General features: G+C 44.6%; 11 protein-coding genes, 2 tRNA genes and 3 rRNA genes. 10 read left to right on the forward strand and 6 right to left on the reverse strand.

The features are described from left to right. The gene (locus GWR56_RS09235; RefSeq protein WP_162430823.1) at window positions 1-1,302 is read left to right on the forward strand and encodes an alpha-L-fucosidase; all 1,302 of its coding nucleotides are present in this window, start codon (window positions 1-3) and stop codon (window positions 1,300-1,302) included. Between the two features lie 74 nt (window positions 1,303-1,376). Here GWR56_RS09235 and GWR56_RS09240 read toward each other — a convergent pair whose 3' ends face one another. After that, window positions 1,377-1,895 carry a DinB family protein gene (locus GWR56_RS09240; protein WP_162430824.1) on the reverse strand — a complete coding sequence of 173 codons (519 nt, stop codon included), beginning with the start codon at window positions 1,893-1,895 and terminating at the stop codon, window positions 1,377-1,379. Window positions 1,896-2,295: 400 nt separating this feature from the next. Here GWR56_RS09240 and GWR56_RS09245 point away from each other — a divergent pair, with 400 nt between their 5' ends. Then, a complete protein-coding gene (locus GWR56_RS09245; protein ID WP_162430825.1) occupies window positions 2,296-3,468 on the forward strand; it encodes an acyl-CoA dehydrogenase family protein in 1,173 nt (390 codons plus the stop codon). A 267-nt stretch (window positions 3,469-3,735) separates the two neighbouring features. Here the strand turns inward: GWR56_RS09245 and GWR56_RS09250 are convergent, their stop codons facing one another. Next, on the reverse strand, window positions 3,736-3,990 hold the full coding sequence (locus GWR56_RS09250) for a hypothetical protein (RefSeq protein WP_162430826.1): 255 nt from the start codon (window positions 3,988-3,990) through the stop codon (window positions 3,736-3,738). A 34-nt stretch (window positions 3,991-4,024) separates the two neighbouring features. Further along, window positions 4,025-4,162 carry a hypothetical protein gene (locus GWR56_RS09255; protein WP_162430827.1) on the reverse strand — a complete coding sequence of 46 codons (138 nt, stop codon included), beginning with the start codon at window positions 4,160-4,162 and terminating at the stop codon, window positions 4,025-4,027. Between the two features lie 586 nt (window positions 4,163-4,748). On the opposite strand from GWR56_RS09255, the gene GWR56_RS09260 reads away from it, so the two are divergent. From GWR56_RS09260 to GWR56_RS09285, 6 genes are all read left to right on the forward strand, one after another. Further along, window positions 4,749-6,270, forward strand: a 16S ribosomal RNA gene (locus tag GWR56_RS09260). 214 nt (window positions 6,271-6,484) lie between these two features. Then, window positions 6,485-6,559: transfer RNA gene (locus GWR56_RS09265), tRNA-Ile, on the forward strand. An 87-nt stretch (window positions 6,560-6,646) separates the two neighbouring features. Next, a tRNA-Ala gene (locus tag GWR56_RS09270) sits at window positions 6,647-6,723 on the forward strand. A 296-nt stretch (window positions 6,724-7,019) separates the two neighbouring features. After that, window positions 7,020-9,899, forward strand: a 23S ribosomal RNA gene (locus GWR56_RS09275). Between the two features lie 278 nt (window positions 9,900-10,177). Beyond that, window positions 10,178-10,289, forward strand: a 5S ribosomal RNA gene (gene rrf, locus GWR56_RS09280). The 16S, 23S and 5S rRNA genes sit together here with 2 tRNA genes alongside, the layout of an rRNA operon. Before the next feature lie 334 nt (window positions 10,290-10,623). After that, window positions 10,624-11,697 (forward strand): AAA family ATPase, encoded by a 1,074-nt coding sequence (locus GWR56_RS09285; protein WP_162430828.1) that lies wholly within the window; start codon window positions 10,624-10,626, stop codon window positions 11,695-11,697. Window positions 11,698-11,829: 132 nt separating this feature from the next. On the opposite strand, the gene GWR56_RS09290 is transcribed toward GWR56_RS09285, so the two are convergent. The 3 genes from GWR56_RS09290 to GWR56_RS09300 all read right to left on the reverse strand — a co-directional run bounded on the left by GWR56_RS09290 (window position 11,830) and on the right by GWR56_RS09300 (window position 13,442). Continuing rightward, window positions 11,830-12,801, reverse strand: a complete 972-nt coding sequence (locus GWR56_RS09290) for a hypothetical protein (protein ID WP_162430829.1) — start codon at window positions 12,799-12,801, stop codon at window positions 11,830-11,832. A gap of 46 nt (window positions 12,802-12,847) precedes the next feature. Next, window positions 12,848-12,943: a hypothetical protein gene (locus GWR56_RS20800; RefSeq protein WP_202925418.1), complete on the reverse strand. Its 96-nt coding sequence runs from the start codon at window positions 12,941-12,943 to the stop codon at window positions 12,848-12,850. Between the two features lie 88 nt (window positions 12,944-13,031). After that, complete coding sequence (locus GWR56_RS09300) at window positions 13,032-13,442, reverse strand: hypothetical protein (protein ID WP_162430830.1); 411 nt, start codon at window positions 13,440-13,442, stop codon at window positions 13,032-13,034. Window positions 13,443-14,929: 1,487 nt separating this feature from the next. On the opposite strand from GWR56_RS09300, the gene GWR56_RS09305 reads away from it, so the two are divergent. Both GWR56_RS09305 and GWR56_RS20630 read left to right on the forward strand, forming a co-directional pair. Further along, a complete protein-coding gene (locus GWR56_RS09305) occupies window positions 14,930-16,123 on the forward strand; it encodes a Gfo/Idh/MocA family protein (RefSeq protein ID WP_162430831.1) in 1,194 nt (397 codons plus the stop codon). Window positions 16,124-16,403: 280 nt separating this feature from the next. Then, window positions 16,404-16,574, forward strand: a complete 171-nt coding sequence (locus tag GWR56_RS20630) for a GIY-YIG nuclease family protein (protein WP_238395342.1) — start codon at window positions 16,404-16,406, stop codon at window positions 16,572-16,574. The last annotated feature ends 252 nt before the right edge of the window (window positions 16,575-16,826 follow it).

The raw sequence follows: 16,826 nt of genomic DNA on the forward strand, positions 1-16,826 counted from the left end.
ATGAAAAAGAAGCTATTATTGTTTTGTTTATTATCTGGCCTTATTACAAACCATTCATGGGCGCAGGGCGCTTATACACCCACTGCCGAAAACCTGGCGCAGAGGCAAAAGTTCCAGGATATGAAATTCGGGTTGTTTATCCATTGGGGTATTTACAGCATTTTGGGCGATGGCGAGTGGGTGATGCACAATAAAAAGATCCCTTACGATAGTTATAAAAGGCTGGCCGGCTTTTTTAACCCGCAGGATTTTAACGCTAAGGAATGGGTTGCCTTTGCCAAAAAGGCCGGGATGAAATACATTACTATCACATCGCGCCACCACGATGGGTTTAGCATGTTCGGCACCAAAATGTCGCCGTATAATATTGTAGATGCCACGCCCTACCATAAAGATCCCCTGATGGAATTGGCCAAAGAGTGCGAAAAGGAAGGCATCGAGCTGCATTTTTATTACTCGCTGCTTGACTGGGGCAGGCCCGATTATGCTTTTGGCAGCCCCATAGTGGACGGTAAACCTGTTAATGGCGACTGGGACAGCTACATTAAATTTATGAAGGCCCAGTTAACCGAACTGATAACCAAATACCCGGGGGTAAAAGGCATCTGGTTTGATGGCGACTGGGAACGCACCAATGTAAACTGGCATTACGATGAAATTTACGGGTTGATACATAAGCTTAACCCGGCAATAATGGTGGGCAATAACCACCACGTAGCGCCAAAGGATGGAGAAGATTTCCAGATGTTTGAAAAAGACCTGCCAGGTAACAATACAACCGGCTTCGCGCCTGAGCAAACCGTTAGCCGCCTGCCGCTTGAAACCTGCGAAACTATTAACAATAGCTGGGGATTTAATATTACCGACAGAAGTTTTAAATCGTCAAAGCAGATCATCCATTACCTGGTGAACGCCGCCGGGCACAACGCCAACTTTTTGCTTAACATCGGCCCTATGCCCAATGGAAAAATACAGCCGGAGTTTACAGATACGCTGGCTATAGTTGGCGCCTGGGTGAAAAAGAACGGCGAAAGTATTTATGGTACCCGCGGTAGCGATATACCGGCACAACCCTGGGGAACGCTCACTGTTAAAGCTAAAACCATATACGTACACATCACCGAGCCGCAGGGCGGAGAATATATATTTATCCCGCAGGTAAAGCAAAAAATTGCTAAAGCCGAGTTGCTTGCCAGTGGCGGCGCCGTTAAGTTTAAACAGCAGCCCGAAGGCGTATTTATATATACCGCCGGCATAACCGCCGACCCGGTGGATACCATCATAAAATTGACGGTGAAGTAATATAAATCACCCTGTCATTTCGAACGGTAGTGAGAAAACTTGTTCGAAATGACAGGAGAAATACTATTAAATCCTTAAACCGTTGCTTCTTCGGGTTTAAAAGTTGCTTCATCCGCGCTTGGGCCATAGCTGCCGGGGATGGGGATATTCAGCAACCGCAGGTAAACGCCAAGCTGCGCACGGTGATGGATGATCTGCGATAGCGCCATACGGATAACTTCGCCTTTGGTTCGTACGCTATGAATGGTATCACCACTGCGTAATGTCCATTTTTCATCAAGTTTGCTTTCGTTTTCGGCAATTAACTGCGAGCGGCCGTCAACAAGCGCTCTTTCGAACAGTTCCATCAACTCACCGGTGTTATTTACAAATGTCGATTCGTAGCTGTTGTCTTCAAAATCGAGCTCATTAGTTGTCAGCGCCATGGTGATCCAGGTTGGCAATTCGGCAATGTGGGTGGCCAGGCGGCGCACATCCATACTTTTAACATGCGGTGTCCAGTCGTATTTATCGTTTGGTACACGTGCTAAAATTTTGCGGGTGGTTTCCGACTCTTCGTTTAGCTGTTTCAGGAAAAATTGAATAAGTGACATAATGTTGTGTTTTTGGTTTCTAATTCAAAGAAACAACCGGGTAATGACAGCCCTATGTCAGTAAGGGAAAAATAAAATGAAAAAACATGCGGCTATTAACTCACCCCGCGGCACTTCGTGCGCGACCCTCTCTGCTGCGCAAAGAGGGTGAAGGAGAAAAAGAATCCCCCTTCTTTGCGCAGCAGAGAGGGGGCGGGGGGTGAGTAAATGACACATCCAAAAAATAATTTAAAATTTATTATTTGCTATGCATGCATAATAAATTTATCTTGCAGCATTTAAACCGATTATTTGTACCCAATACCGTTTTGGTGTTGATTTGGAGGGTTTTCAGGTTAAACTAACTGCGTAAATTAATCGTTAGCTTTACCAAAAACCAATTATAATCTACTTTTCTAAAATGGATCATTTACTAACAGATGCCCCCGCGGGCTATGATTTTTCTATAAGCGACAATCAACGGATGATAGGCCAGATGGCAAAGGATTTTGCCGAAAAGCACATCAGGCCAAACGTAATGCAATGGGACGAGGAGCAGCATTTCCCCTTACAACTATTTAAACAATTGGGCCAACAAGGCATGATGGGTGTGCTGGTACCCGAAGTGTACGGCGGCTCGGGCTTTGGCTACGCCGAATATGTAACTACTATTGTAGAAATAGCAAAAGTTTGCGGTTCTATAGGTTTATCGGTTGCGGCGCATAACTCGTTATGTACTGGTCATATCCTGGCGTTTGCCAACGAGGAGCAAAAACAGCGCTGGTTACCAAAACTGGCTACTGCCGAGTGGCTTGGCGCCTGGGGCCTTACCGAAGCCAATACCGGCAGCGATGCCATGCGTATGGCAACAACAGCCGTTTTAGATGGCGACCATTATGTTGTAAACGGATCAAAAAACTGGATAACGCACGGCAAAAGCGGCGATGTTGCCGTAGTTATGGTGCGTACCGGCGAAAAGGGGGATAGTAAAGGAATATCTGCCTTGGTAATAGAGCGTGGCACACCGGGCTTTAATGCCGGTAAAAAAGAAAACAAACTTGGCATGCGGGCATCAGAAACTACCGAAATGATTTTTGACAATTGCCGCGTACCAAAAGAAAACCTTTTAGGCGCCGAAGGCGAAGGCTTTAAACAAGCTATGAAAGTGTTGGATGGCGGGCGTATTTCAATAGCCGCGCTATCATTAGGTATTGCCAAAGGTGCGTTTGAAGCAGCAGTTGCTTATTCAAAGGAGAGGCAACAGTTTGGGCAGCCAATAAGCAACTTTCAGGGGATTGCGTTTAAACTGGCCGATATGGCTACCGAGATAGAAGCAGCCGAGTTATTGATTATGCAGGCCGCTGATCTGAAAAACCGCCATTTGCCGGTTACCAAACAATCGGCCATGGCTAAATATTATGCTTCAGAGGTAGCGGTACGATGCGCCAACGACGCCGTTCAGATATTTGGTGGATATGGATACACTAAAGATTTCCCTGTAGAAAAATTTTATCGCGATGCCAAGCTTTGCACCATAGGCGAAGGAACGTCTGAGATACAGAAGATCGTTATCAGCCGCGAAGTATTAAAATAGCAAGAAACTATACTGATCTATTATATTACCTAAGTACGCCTGCAGCTTAACCGCTGCGGGCTTTTTTTTGTAAATAAAAAAGCAGGCCTGGCCTTGCGCTATACCTGCTTTCTATAAATTTTTAATTAACTAATAACCGACAGTTTGATTAAATCTGTTAGTTGATACAAATATAAATAATTATCTTTTTAATTTAATAATTATCATATAAATCAAATTGTTTTTGCTGCAAAATTACAATTGCTAAACAATCAAGAAGTTACAAGCCTACTTTGCCAGGGTTACCGGTATTGGCATAACATAGTAAAATGCGCTCCTGTCAACGTTTTTTATATTTACATCCATGCTTTCGTTTACCTTATTAATATTTACGTTGATGCTGCCATCGGCGTTCACAGGCACCGTAACATATTTTTTGGTATCGGCCATAGCAGGGGTAATACTGCTTTTAACTAAATTAAGGGTTAGCGCTACCGCGATAATTGTAAGTACGATTTTAGTGTATAGGTCTGTTTTCATCATGTTTGGTTTTGATAATTGAAAGATATCAAGAATTTTATACTGATGAAAATAAATAACGCTTAGGTACACGTATATATAATGTACCGGTTTGTGCAAAGCAGTGCGCTTCGGTAATGCCCCCTGCTATAGCCTGTTTTGCGCGGATAGGACAATCGAATTTTTTGTGCTTCATTTTCAGCGTGTTAAAACTACACTATCAATAAATCACGTAAACCGTTTGCATAGGTAAAATTTGTGCGTACCTTTGCAGCCCGCAAACGAAATAGCGGGATGTTCTCTGAAAGTTTACCAAAGCGATATTTTAAAAAATAAAGTTTGCAAATTCAACAAAGGTTGCTACCTTTGCAGCCCGCCAAATCGGAAACGAAAAGCGGTTGTTAATTGAAAAAGCAGGCTCGAAAAAATAAAAAAATAAAGTTTGTAAATTCAGAAAAGGTTTCTACCTTTGCAATCCCAAAACGAGGGAGAAAAATCGGAAACGGTTTCTAAAAAACGTTAAAAGCTTAGAGCAATTCGAAAGCTTCAAAAATTTGAAAAGTTAAGCATTGTAAAATGCGAAAACATATAGGAAGTCTGAGACAGACGACCGCAAAAGTTCTTAAAAGAGATAGAGAATAAATTATGCAGCGTAACAGCAGGACAGCGATGTTCTGAATGTTAAGAGCGAGACTTAAGGGATGGGATAATGTAAGAGAATATTTTTTTTACAGATTTCTATTGATTGAGTTAATAGGGTCTGGATTTGAACAACACATTATACAATGGAGAGTTTGATCCTGGCTCAGGATGAACGCTAGCGGCAGGCCTAATACATGCAAGTCGGACGGGATTGAGGAGCTTGCTTCTCATGAGAGTGGCGCACGGGTGCGTAACACGTATGTAACCTACCTTGTTCAGGGGGATAGCCTCTCGAAAGAGAGATTAACACCGCATAACATTATTTTATGGCATCATAAGATAATCAAATATTTATAGGAACAAGATGGGCATGCGGAACATTAGCTAGTTGGTAAGGTAATGGCTTACCAAGGCTACGATGTTTAGGGGATCTGAGAGGATGACCCCCCACACTGGTACTGAGACACGGACCAGACTCCTACGGGAGGCAGCAGTAAGGAATATTGGTCAATGGGCGCAAGCCTGAACCAGCCATGCCGCGTGCAGGAAGACGGCCCTACGGGTTGTAAACTGCTTTTGTACCGGAATAAACCCCTTTTCGTGAAGAGGGCTGAATGTACGGTAAGAATAAGGATCGGCTAACTCCGTGCCAGCAGCCGCGGTAATACGGAGGATCCAAGCGTTATCCGGATTTATTGGGTTTAAAGGGTGCGTAGGTGGCCTATTAAGTCAGGGGTGAAAGACGGTAGCTTAACTATCGCAGTGCCTTTGATACTGATGGGCTTGAATACACTTGAGGTAGGCGGAATGTGACAAGTAGCGGTGAAATGCATAGATATGTCACAGAACACCAATTGCGAAGGCAGCTTACTAAAGTGTTATTGACACTGAGGCACGAAAGCGTGGGGATCAAACAGGATTAGATACCCTGGTAGTCCACGCCCTAAACGATGAATACTCGATGTTGGCGATATACGGTCAGCGTCTAAGCGAAAGCGTTAAGTATTCCACCTGGGGAGTACGCCCGCAAGGGTGAAACTCAAAGGAATTGACGGGGGCCCGCACAAGCGGAGGAGCATGTGGTTTAATTCGATGATACGCGAGGAACCTTACCCGGGCTTGAAAGTTAGTGAATGAGACAGAGACGTCTCAGTCCTTCGGGACACGAAACTAGGTGCTGCATGGCTGTCGTCAGCTCGTGCCGTGAGGTGTTGGGTTAAGTCCCGCAACGAGCGCAACCCCTGTGAATAGTTGCCAGCATGTAATGGTGGGGACTCTATTCAGACTGCCTATGCAAATAGAGAGGAAGGAGGGGACGACGTCAAGTCATCATGGCCCTTACGTCCGGGGCTACACACGTGCTACAATGGATGGTACAGCGGGCAGCTACCTGGTAACAGGATGCCAATCTCGTAAAGCCATTCACAGTTCGGATCGGGGTCTGCAACTCGACCCCGTGAAGTTGGATTCGCTAGTAATCGCGTATCAGCAATGACGCGGTGAATACGTTCCCGGGCCTTGTACACACCGCCCGTCAAGCCATGGAAGCTGGAAGTGCCTGAAGTGCGTAACCGCAAGGAGCGTCCTAGGGTAAAGTCGGTAACTGGGGCTAAGTCGTAACAAGGTAGCCGTACCGGAAGGTGTGGCTGGAATACCTCCTTTCTGGAGCATTATCCAAACAACCTTAGTAACGCATTAACAGGAAACTGTTACCTGCATGATTATTTTCTTATTTATTCTCTTAAAAAAACAACCCGGAAGATGAAGCCATCAGTGGTTCAACCATGAGCGTGGCAAGATTGTAAGTAATTACGATTTACGATTTACGAATGACGATTGAAATCTAAAATCGTACATCACAAATCCGAAATCAAACAGTCCTGTAGCTCAGCTTGGTTAGAGCACTACACTGATAATGTAGGGGTCAGCAGTTCAAATCTGCTCGGGACTACACGGTAAGTCAAAAGTTGAAAGTTAAAAGTCAAAAGCTGCAAAGCCAATGACCTAATGACTCAACCAATGACAGAAACATCTGAAAGGGGGATTAGCTCAGCTGGCTAGAGCACCTGCCTTGCACGCAGGGGGTCAACGGTTCGAATCCGTTATTCTCCACCAAGTTAAGATGTGAGATATTAGATATGAGATATCAGACAGGATGCAAATCGGTCTCAGATCTCAAATCTCAGTACTCAAATCTAAACGAACGTTCTTTGACATATTGGAAGAAGTAATTCAAAAAGAGAAAACAACAGTAGAGGACTGTTGCAGGCTTTGGACCTTGAGAAAAGGGATTGCAGATAAAAGACGGGCGGCTTCGGCAGGAAATCTTGGTTCTTGATTCTAATATCTTGTTCTGAACGGCAACATAATCAAAAAGCATACAGTACCGAGCAAAAGCGGTACAAGTATAGAAGAAAGTAAGAAAGGGTACACGGGGATGCCTTGGCTCTCAGAGGCGATGAAGGACGTGATAAGCTGCGATAAGCCGCGGGGATCAGCAAATATGAATTGATCCGCGGATTTCCGAATGGGGAAACCTGGCTAGTTGAAGACTAGTCGCATAAATGCGCAAACCTGCTGAACTGAAACATCTAAGTAAGCAGAGGAAGAGAAAATAATAATGATTTCCAGAGTAGTGGCGAGCGAAATGGAAGAAGCCCAAACCAGTTATGTTACGGCATAATTGGGGTTGTAGGACCACAACATGAATATCAGAATGAACCGGAACGGGGTGGGAAACCCGGCCATAGAGCATGAGAGCTGCGTACGGGTAAGTAATGATAGGATAGTGGTATCCTGAGTACCGCGAGGTCGGAGACGCCTTGTGGGAATTTGCCGGCACCATCCGGTAAGGCTAAATACTCCTGAGAGACCGATAGTGAACCAGTACCGTGAGGGAAAGGTGAAAAGAACCCGAACAGGGGAGTGAAATAGAACCTGAAACCGTGTACTTACAAGCGGTCGGAGCAGACTTGTTCTGTGACGGCGTGCCTTTTGCATAATGAGCCTACGAGTTACTCCTCTCTGGCAAGGTTAAGTGTTTAAGACACGGATCCGAAGCGAAAGCGAGTCTGAAAAGGGCGCAGAGTCAGAGGGGGTAGACGCGAAACCTTGTGATCTACCCATGGACAGGTTGAAGGTGCCGTAACAGGTACTGGAGGACCGAACCGATAAACGTTGAAAAGTTTCCGGATGATCTGTGGGTAGGGGTGAAAGGCTAATCAAACTGGGAAATAGCTCGTACTCCCCGAAATGTTTTTAGGAACAGCGTGGTGGTAAAGTTATACAGAGGTAGAGCTACTGATTGGGTGCGGGGGAGTCAAATCCTACCAAATCCAGACAAACTCCGAATGCTGTATAATATACACTGCAGTGAGGCTATGGGTGCTAAGGTCCATGGCCGAGAGGGAAAGAACCCAGACCATCAGCTAAGGTCCCCAAATTAACGCTAAGTTGAACTAACGAGGTCCGATTGCACAGACAGCTAGGATGTTGGCTTGGAAGCAGCCATTCATTTAAAGAGTGCGTAACAGCTCACTAGTCGAGCGATCGGGCATGGATAATAAACGGGCATTAAGCGTTATACCGAAGCTATGGATTGCAATTTATTGCACTGGTAGGGGAGCATTCTAATTGCCGGCGAAGCAGGAAGGACAACTGACTGTGGAGGAATTAGAAAAGCAAATGTAGGCATAAGTAACGATAAGGCGGGAGAGAAACCCGCCCACCGAAAGACTAAGGTTTCCTGATCAACGCTAATCGGATCAGGGTTAGTCGGGGCCTAAGGTGAAGCCGAAGGGCGTAGCCGATGGATAACTGGTTAATATTCCAGTACTTTTTATAACTGCGATGCGGTGACGGAGTAGTGACACTGACGCGAACTGACGGAATAGTTCGTTAAATGCAGTAGGTATAGGGTTTGTAGTTAAGTACGCAGACCTTGCTGAAAGCAGATAGTACACTGAGCCTTCGGGTAAGGTGATAGTTCAGGTAATCAGACTTCCAAGAAAACCCGCTAAGCTTCAGGTTATAAAAACCCGTACCGTAAACCGACACAGGTAGTCGAGGAGAGAATCCTAAGGTGCTCGAGTGAATCATGGCTAAGGAACTCGGCAAAATGGCCCTGTAACTTCGGGAGAAGGGGCGCTGATAGCAATATCAGCCGCAGTGAAAAGGCCCAGGCGACTGTTTAACAAAAACACATGGCTTTGCAAAATCGAAAGATGACGTATAAGGCCTGACACCTGCCCGGTGCCGGAAGGTTAAGAGGGGATGTTAGTCAGCAATGGCGACGCATTGAATCGAAGCCCCGGTAAACGGCGGCCGTAACTATAACGGTCCTAAGGTAGCGAAATTCCTTGTCGGGTAAGTTCCGACCTGCACGAATGGTGTAACGATCTGGGCGCTGTCTCAGCCATGAGCTCGGTGAAATTGTGGTATCGGTGAAGACGCCGGTTACCCGCAACGGGACGGAAAGACCCCATGCACCTTCACTACAACTTAACATTGATATCGGATACAGGATGTGTAGGATAGGTGGGAGGCTGTGATCCTGCTTCGCTAGGAGTAGGTTAGCCAACGTTGAAATACCACCCTTTCTGTATTTGGTGTCTAACTCGATAATGTCGAGAACATTGTTTGGCGGGTAGTTTGACTGGGGTGGTCGCCTCCAAAAAGGTAACGGAGGCTTTCAAAGGTAAGCTCAGTACGCTTGGTAACCGTACGCGGAGTGCAATAGCATAAGCTTGCTTGACTGTGAGGCAGACAAGCCGAGCAGGGTCGAAAGACGGATATAGTGATCCGGTGGTTCTGCATGGAAGGGCCATCGCTCAAAGGATAAAAGGTACGCTGGGGATAACAGGCTGATCTCCCCCAAGAGCTCATATCGACGGGGAGGTTTGGCACCTCGATGTCGGCTCGTCACATCCTGGGGCTGGAGAAGGTCCCAAGGGTTGAGCTGTTCGCTCATTAAAGTGGCACGCGAGCTGGGTTCAGAACGTCGCGAGACAGTTCGGTCCCTATCTGTTGTGGGCGTTGGAAGTTTGAGTGGGGCTGACCTTAGTACGAGAGGACCGGGTTGGACTAACCTCTGGTGAATCTGTTATGCCGCCAGGTGTACTGCAGAGTAGCTACGTTGGGAATAGATAAGCGCTGAAAGCATCTAAGTGCGAAACTAGCCACAAGATGAGACTTCCATTGAGGATCGTAGCAGACTACTACGTTGATAGGTTACAGATATAAAGGTGGTGACATCAAAGTCGAGTAATACTAATAATCCGAAGCTTTCTCATAGCAGGTAATGAATGGTTCATTGGTTCAATAGTTCAATAGTTCATTGGTAGCAATACTAATAAACAAATGAACGAATGATACCAATGAACCGAACAAAACAAAGCTGTTGTTTTCTCTGATTATTACTTCTTTCAATTATTGTCTTAGATATGAGACGTGAGATATGAGACATGAGATGAAAATCTCCTCAAACTCCGCTTACATCTATAAAATATTGATTTGTTATTAAGATCATGAGTCTCAAATCTCATATCTCAATACTCAGATCTAAAAACCTTCAGGTGCCTATATCGGCGGTGTCCACCTCTTCCCATTCCGAACAGAGAAGTTAAGCCCGCCAGAGCCGATGGTACTGCAGTAAAATGTGGGAGAGTAGGTCGGTGCCAAACTTTAAAGAAACCCTTTAGTAGCAATACTAAAGGGTTTTCTTGTTTTTAAACCTTTTGACCATAGTCCATGGTCCATAGTTCATGAAGGCATCTGCACATCTGAAATCTGCACATCTGCACATCTGGAAAAGCGTTCACGTTCGGCGCACGTTCACACCGTGAACACTCGCGAACACTTCATTATCAGCTACTTCCGTTTTTGACTACTGACAAGGGTATGTCACCATTTGTATGGGCTGCATGCTTTATATTTGTGTGTAAGGTTTAACCTGTACCGGTTATTCCATCTATCGCTCCATCCTTCACTGTTTTAATACGCTTCATCTTTATCTTAATGATCGAAATTATTACTTCCGAACGCCCGGAAATTATCGAAAAAATACGCGCCGAAGTAAGGGGTGTACCCTACCGCCCGGCCAAAAGACTAAAAGCCGCCCCGCAGCCGCCCGACCCCGAAACCTGCCGACATTTGTTTACCGTTGAAACCGGCAACCGCTGGCTGGAACTCGGCGAACGCGAACCCACGCCTAAAATGCTTTTCGGGGAGTTTTGGCACCAGGGCGAGCTGTGCATCCTGTTTGCCGATACCAACGTGGGTAAAAGCGTGCTGGCCGTGCAAATTGGCAACAGCATAGCCCGGGGCCAGCCCATCGCGCCCTTTGCTTTGGGTGCCGAACCTACCCGCGTGCTTTATATCGATTTCGAGCTTTCGGTAACGCAGTTTTACCAGCGCTATACGCATGCCGCCGGCGATTACACTTTTCCGTATGGCTTTTTACGCGCCCAGTTCAACGCCGATAACATGCCTGCGGGCAACAACAGCAGCTACGACGACCATGTGATAGCCGGCATCGAGTGTAAAATTAAGCAAGTAGGCGCCAGAGTGCTCATCATCGATAACATCAGCTGCCTGCGGGGCGGTACCGAAAACGCCGCGGTGGCGCTTACCCTGATGAAAAACCTGAAAGCGCTTAAGGCCGACTACAACCTGTCTATCCTGGTGCTGGCCCATACCCCAAAACGCCGCAACCCCGCCGCGCCGCTCACGGCCGACGACCTGCACGGCAGCAAGCTGCTGATAAACCTGGCCGACAGCGCCTTCGCCATTGGCACCAGTGCCGCTACCCCAAACCTGCGTTACCTTAAACAAATAAAGCAGCGCAGCACCGCGCAGGTATACGGCCAGGATAACGTATGCCTTTGCCGCATTGCCAAGCCAGGCAACTTTTTACAAATGGAGTTTGAAGGCAACAGCGCCGAACGCCCGCACCTGCGTACCCGCCAGTTGAACCAGCAGATATTAGCCCCAAAAGTAGCTCACCTTGCCGCCAACGGCTACAGCCAGCGCCGGATAAGTAAGGAACTTTGTGTTGCTGTGGGATTGGTGAATAAATTGATTGAGAGGTAAAGGGAGTATTTGATTTTATTACTAAATCGGAGATGAGGTATTGAATAATTAATTGAAACGCTAACTAAGAAGAAACTGAAGATGCATTTTGTCTTTGGCCGATGTTAACTTTTCAAATCAATCAAAAAGAACTTAATTATTCGACTTTAACGTTCGCTTATTGTGCTTGAGTATTTCAGTGTAGAAACTATTGATAATGTCCGGGAATAGCGGAAGCGTTACAAAATGCTTGTTACCATCAGATGCATAACGAAAAAAATTAGGAATAGGTTTCTCCCTTTTATCGGCTGTATCATAATAATAAATAATAACGCAATAGTAGGTGTCATCCAAACCAACGTAACGTCCAAATACCTCTAAAGCATTGGTATTGACTTCAGTAATCTGAGGCTGCATATCGACATTTGAATTGCTCAGTCGGGAATTAAAATATAAATAGGTTGGATTATACGCCGCAATATAAATACTGTCAATATGTGCCCATGTGTTCCCGGAATTTTTTATTCGAAAGGAAACGAAAGTTGTGACTGAGTTTTTCGGTCGAGTCTTTACTGTATCAACAAAAAATAGAGCTTTGTTTCTTTCATATAAATCAGCATTTTGAAGCTTTTGCATATTGAATTGGGCCTCAGCTGTACTAGCCTGCTTAGTAATAGCCTTTAATTGTTGTTCATTGATAGCTTTTTGAGTATTAAAGCTTTCCCTTTGAAATGCATCATTTTGCGCCAAGCGAATTGAATCTGACGTCCTTTGACGATTTTTAACATTATTCTCTATTATTTCTTTAAGACTGTCATTAATTTCCTTTAACTGGGACCTATCAAATTCTGCCTTTGATAATGAGTATTGAAGTAAGGATAAATCTACTTGCCTGTTTGCGCTTACTGTCGCATTATGGCTTTCAAGTATTGCTTTATTGGAGAAATGTATGGTGCTTAATACAGCAATTAAAGTAAGTACTGCTGAGATTATATTAGTGTAGGTTTGTGCCAAAGTTTTATTCTTCTTAACCCAACTTAAAGGCTTTAGCATAGTACTCTTTACATTTCTCAATAATCTGTGCATTCTTACTATTTTGTTTAGAATTGCTATTTTAAATTTCATATTAATAAAAGCGGGTTAACAACCCGCTTTTATTAGGTTATTTTAATCAGGTATTATCCTCTACAGATGCTGTGGGTGCCTGTGCTTTAACGCCATTATCACTATTCGCAGGTGTTGTATAACTTTCGCTGGTACCAATCACCTGACCATTACCGGCTTTTAGGTTAAAATGATAATTTTGCGACGATGTATAAAATTTATCATACCTTGAATCATTGAGGTGCTAGTTATCAATGCCATCCGTTTTTTTTATTCTTTTTGTTCCGTGTGCGCACTCTTTTTATAAATTTAAAAATTGGGTTTCCATCGTTGTCGAAATCGACAATGTCATATATCACTAAATTATCTTGATTTTTATAATCTATCTTTAATTCATCAAACAATGGCTTTGTATTTGCATTATAATATTGGCCACCTTTATTGATTTTAAATCCACCGTTTTCATCGGTATTCTCAAGCCATGCATAAAAGTTTTCATCATTTTCATCGGCTTCATTAGAAGCGATTACTAAAAACTTACCACTTTCGATTTTCATTTTTTTTATTGCGCCATCTGAAAATCCCAATTTGCCTGTTGATTGAATTGTTGCTTTGACATTTCTTTCAAATTGATTAGCGTTGTGAATTTTTAATTTTAGCATGTTTAAATATACTAATTCTATATTGTATAGAAAAATTTTAGTTTTATTTTTAAATTAATTTATATTTATTTTTTCAATCATATTGATTTATTTCATTTTAATTTGAATTTGTTTATCTAATTTTATTTATCTCATTTGCGTAATACCCAATTAATTACTAATCTAGTATTTTTCACTTTTTTTATATCAAATCTGTCTGATTGTCACGTACGGAGGTGTAAAGTTAATTAGAAGTAGAATTGCAATCTGCGAGGATTATCTTGAACATTTTCTCAAAAGCGATGAAAAGTACAATTTGATATTAGGAAGTCCCCAATATACCCTGAAAACGAATATGAGGAAACAACAAATTGACTGTAAAGGTTAACAATATGGCAAGAAATCGCGGTGATTAAGTAACGTCCAAAAATATGATCAACAATATTTGAATATTATTTGTCGAAGCATCGATAATGAAACATTACTGATGATAGAATTACGTGTTAGCACTACGTGCTGAGATCTGAATGAATTGTTCAAGAACGAAAATTATTAATTATAGATTAAATTTAATCGGGTAAAATCTTTCACTATAATTAATTAAAGGTATACAACAAGATGTTGTTGCCATTATTGGAGTTAAAGATATTGTAAAAAATCTTGAACATGGATTTTCAATTTTCAAGGTAATTACCTATTGATTTGAAACCAGATTTACAGAAACATAATGACATACATAGGACTACTTTAAATAATGGAGTTGCTATAATTTCGCCAATGAATTTAATTTATTGAAAAATTAAGAGAAGTATTTTCTTATAGATAAATAGCGCAATTGAAGTTAATAAACAGAAGATGAAAAATTACAGGAAGAGTAATGTAATCTCCCCCCTAAACCCGATAGCAGCAGATACCGGCCCTCGTGGCTAAGGCCTCGCGCACTATGAGCGGATAGCGGGGCTACCGCATCCGTAAGCACCACAACAGCACCTTTTCCTAAATTAGTCATTGAGTCATTCGCTTCGCTGTCATTAAGTCATTGGTGGGTTGGTTCATTAGTTATTGGTGAGTGGTTCATTAACTATGCAAACGTACCGGCTCAACGGCACCGCCAGAATGCGGCATAGCGTAACGCACGGCAGTACTGCACCTGCCAAAGCAGTGCCTTAAAAGTGTGGGACCAAGCCGCGACTTTTATTAACTGTTGTTTTGTATTTTATAGGTGTTAATGAGCTCGCTATCGCTCGGTTCTTTGATTACTTCCTTTTTGAGAGAAAAGAACGGCGAAGCCCTCTTGAGCGCCAAAAAAATAAACAACTGCGAAAAACGTGACAACCACCGGCGCTTCATAAAATTCACTACCGCCCCTACCGAAGAACTAATCGGGCGACCCGCTTATCCAGAGATTGCTTCGTACCTCGCAAAGACGCACGGGGAAGGATTTGCATATCTGCGCAGCTACCCCTATCTTAACCGGCAATTACAAACCTTTATAAACAATACCTGATATGAAGATAGCTATGCTTGGTTCGGGCTTTATTGCGCGTTTCTATGCCGATTCGCTGGTGGGGCACCGCAGGCTCGATACGCTGCACGCCGTGTACAGTCGTAATTTGGATAAGGCCAAACAATTTGCCCATGATTATAAACTCCCCGTGTACAGCGACAATATGGAAGAGGTAGTGAACCACCCCGAGGTGGATGTGGTGGTGATATCGCTGCCTAACGATTTGCACCTGGCCGCTGTTGAGGCCTGCGCCAAAGCGGGCAAGCATGTGCTGTGCACCAAACCGCTCGGTCGCACCGCTCATGAGGCTAAACAAATGCTGGATATGGTAGAGCAGGCGGGCGTTATGGGCGGCTACCTTGAGGATCTGTGCTATACGCCAAAGTTCAATAAAAGTTTAGCCAGCGTAAAGGCGGGCGGCGTGGGCAGGGTGCTGTGGGCCAAAAGCCGCGAGGCGCACCCCGGCCCGCACAGCAACTGGTTTTGGGATAAGGCCCAAAGCGGCGGCGGCTGCATTGTCGACCTGGGCTGCCACTGCATCGAGATCGCCCGAAGCTACATAGGCAAAAATATTAAGCCGGTTGAGGTGATGTGCTGGGCGGCCACGCAGGTGCACCCCATTGATGCCGAAGACAACGCCATAGGCATGGTAAAGTATGCCAACGGCGCCATAGGGCAGTTTGAGGTAAGCTGGTGCTTTCGCGGCGGTATGGACCTGCGCGACGAGGTGATGGGCACCGAGGGCACCATCTGGATAAATAACTTTTTGCGTACCGGGTTTGATATGTTCAGCACCGGCAAGGGCGGCGGCTACGTGGCCGAAAAGGCCGAGAGCAGCCAGGGCTGGCTTTTCCCCGTGGGCGACGAAGTGAACGAGCTGGGCTACAACCACATGTTTACCGATATGTTTGAGGCCATTGAGCAAAACCGCCCGCCCGCCGAAACGTTTTACGACGGCTACGTGGTGAACGCCATAATCGACGCGGCCTACGCCAGCGCCAAAAGCGGCATTTGGGAACCCGTAAAGCTCGACGACTGGCGCGGCAGCACCAACACCAAAATAGCCACCGAGTTTGCCAGTTTCGACGAGCAATATTACCTCATCAAAGAAGAGATACTGCCCCACGGCGAACGCAAGCTGATACTGAAGGATAAAACTACGGGAGAGGTAGTGGTGAGGGATTTAACCCCCTAACCCCCTGAAGGGGGAACCGAAGTTCTTTAAACTCTTCAGAAGCTCCCCCTTTAGGGGGCTGGGGGGCTTGGGCGTTCCCCTGCGGGTCGGGCTTTACGCTCATACGGCCGCAGGCCTTAGGCGCAAGGCCGGTATCCGCTGCAATCCCTAACGCGGGCACGCTGTGTAATAAACTATGTCATTTCGAACGAGCGGGAGCGAGGAGAAATCTTATACAAGCAGTAAGTAGTAACCTTGCATCCGCGATGGCAGGGTAGAAGATTTGACAATCTGATTGAATATGTGGAACTATAATTATTATGTTTATATAACTACTAATCACGATAAAACGGTGTTATACATCGGTGTTACCAATGATTTAAGCAGAAGATTATACGAGCACAAAGAAAATAAAGGTAACGGTAGGTCATTTACAGGCAAGTACTATTGTTATAACCTGGTTTACTATTAGCATTTCGCTAATATAGAATATGCCATTGAACGTGAAAAAGAATTAAAGAAGTGGCGACGTGAGAAAAGGAAGCGTTGATCGCATCAGTAAACCCCCAATGGAAATTTTTAAATGAAGAAGTAACCGAATAGTATTATAAACTATGTCATTTTGAACGAGCGGGAGCGAGGAGAAATCTTATACAAGCAGCAGGTGTCAGCCTTGCATCCGAAATCGACAGGGCGTAGAAGATTTCTCCTCGTACCTCGTTCG

The sequence above is a fragment of the Mucilaginibacter sp. 14171R-50 genome (assembly GCF_010093045.1).
Classification (GTDB): domain Bacteria; phylum Bacteroidota; class Bacteroidia; order Sphingobacteriales; family Sphingobacteriaceae; genus Mucilaginibacter.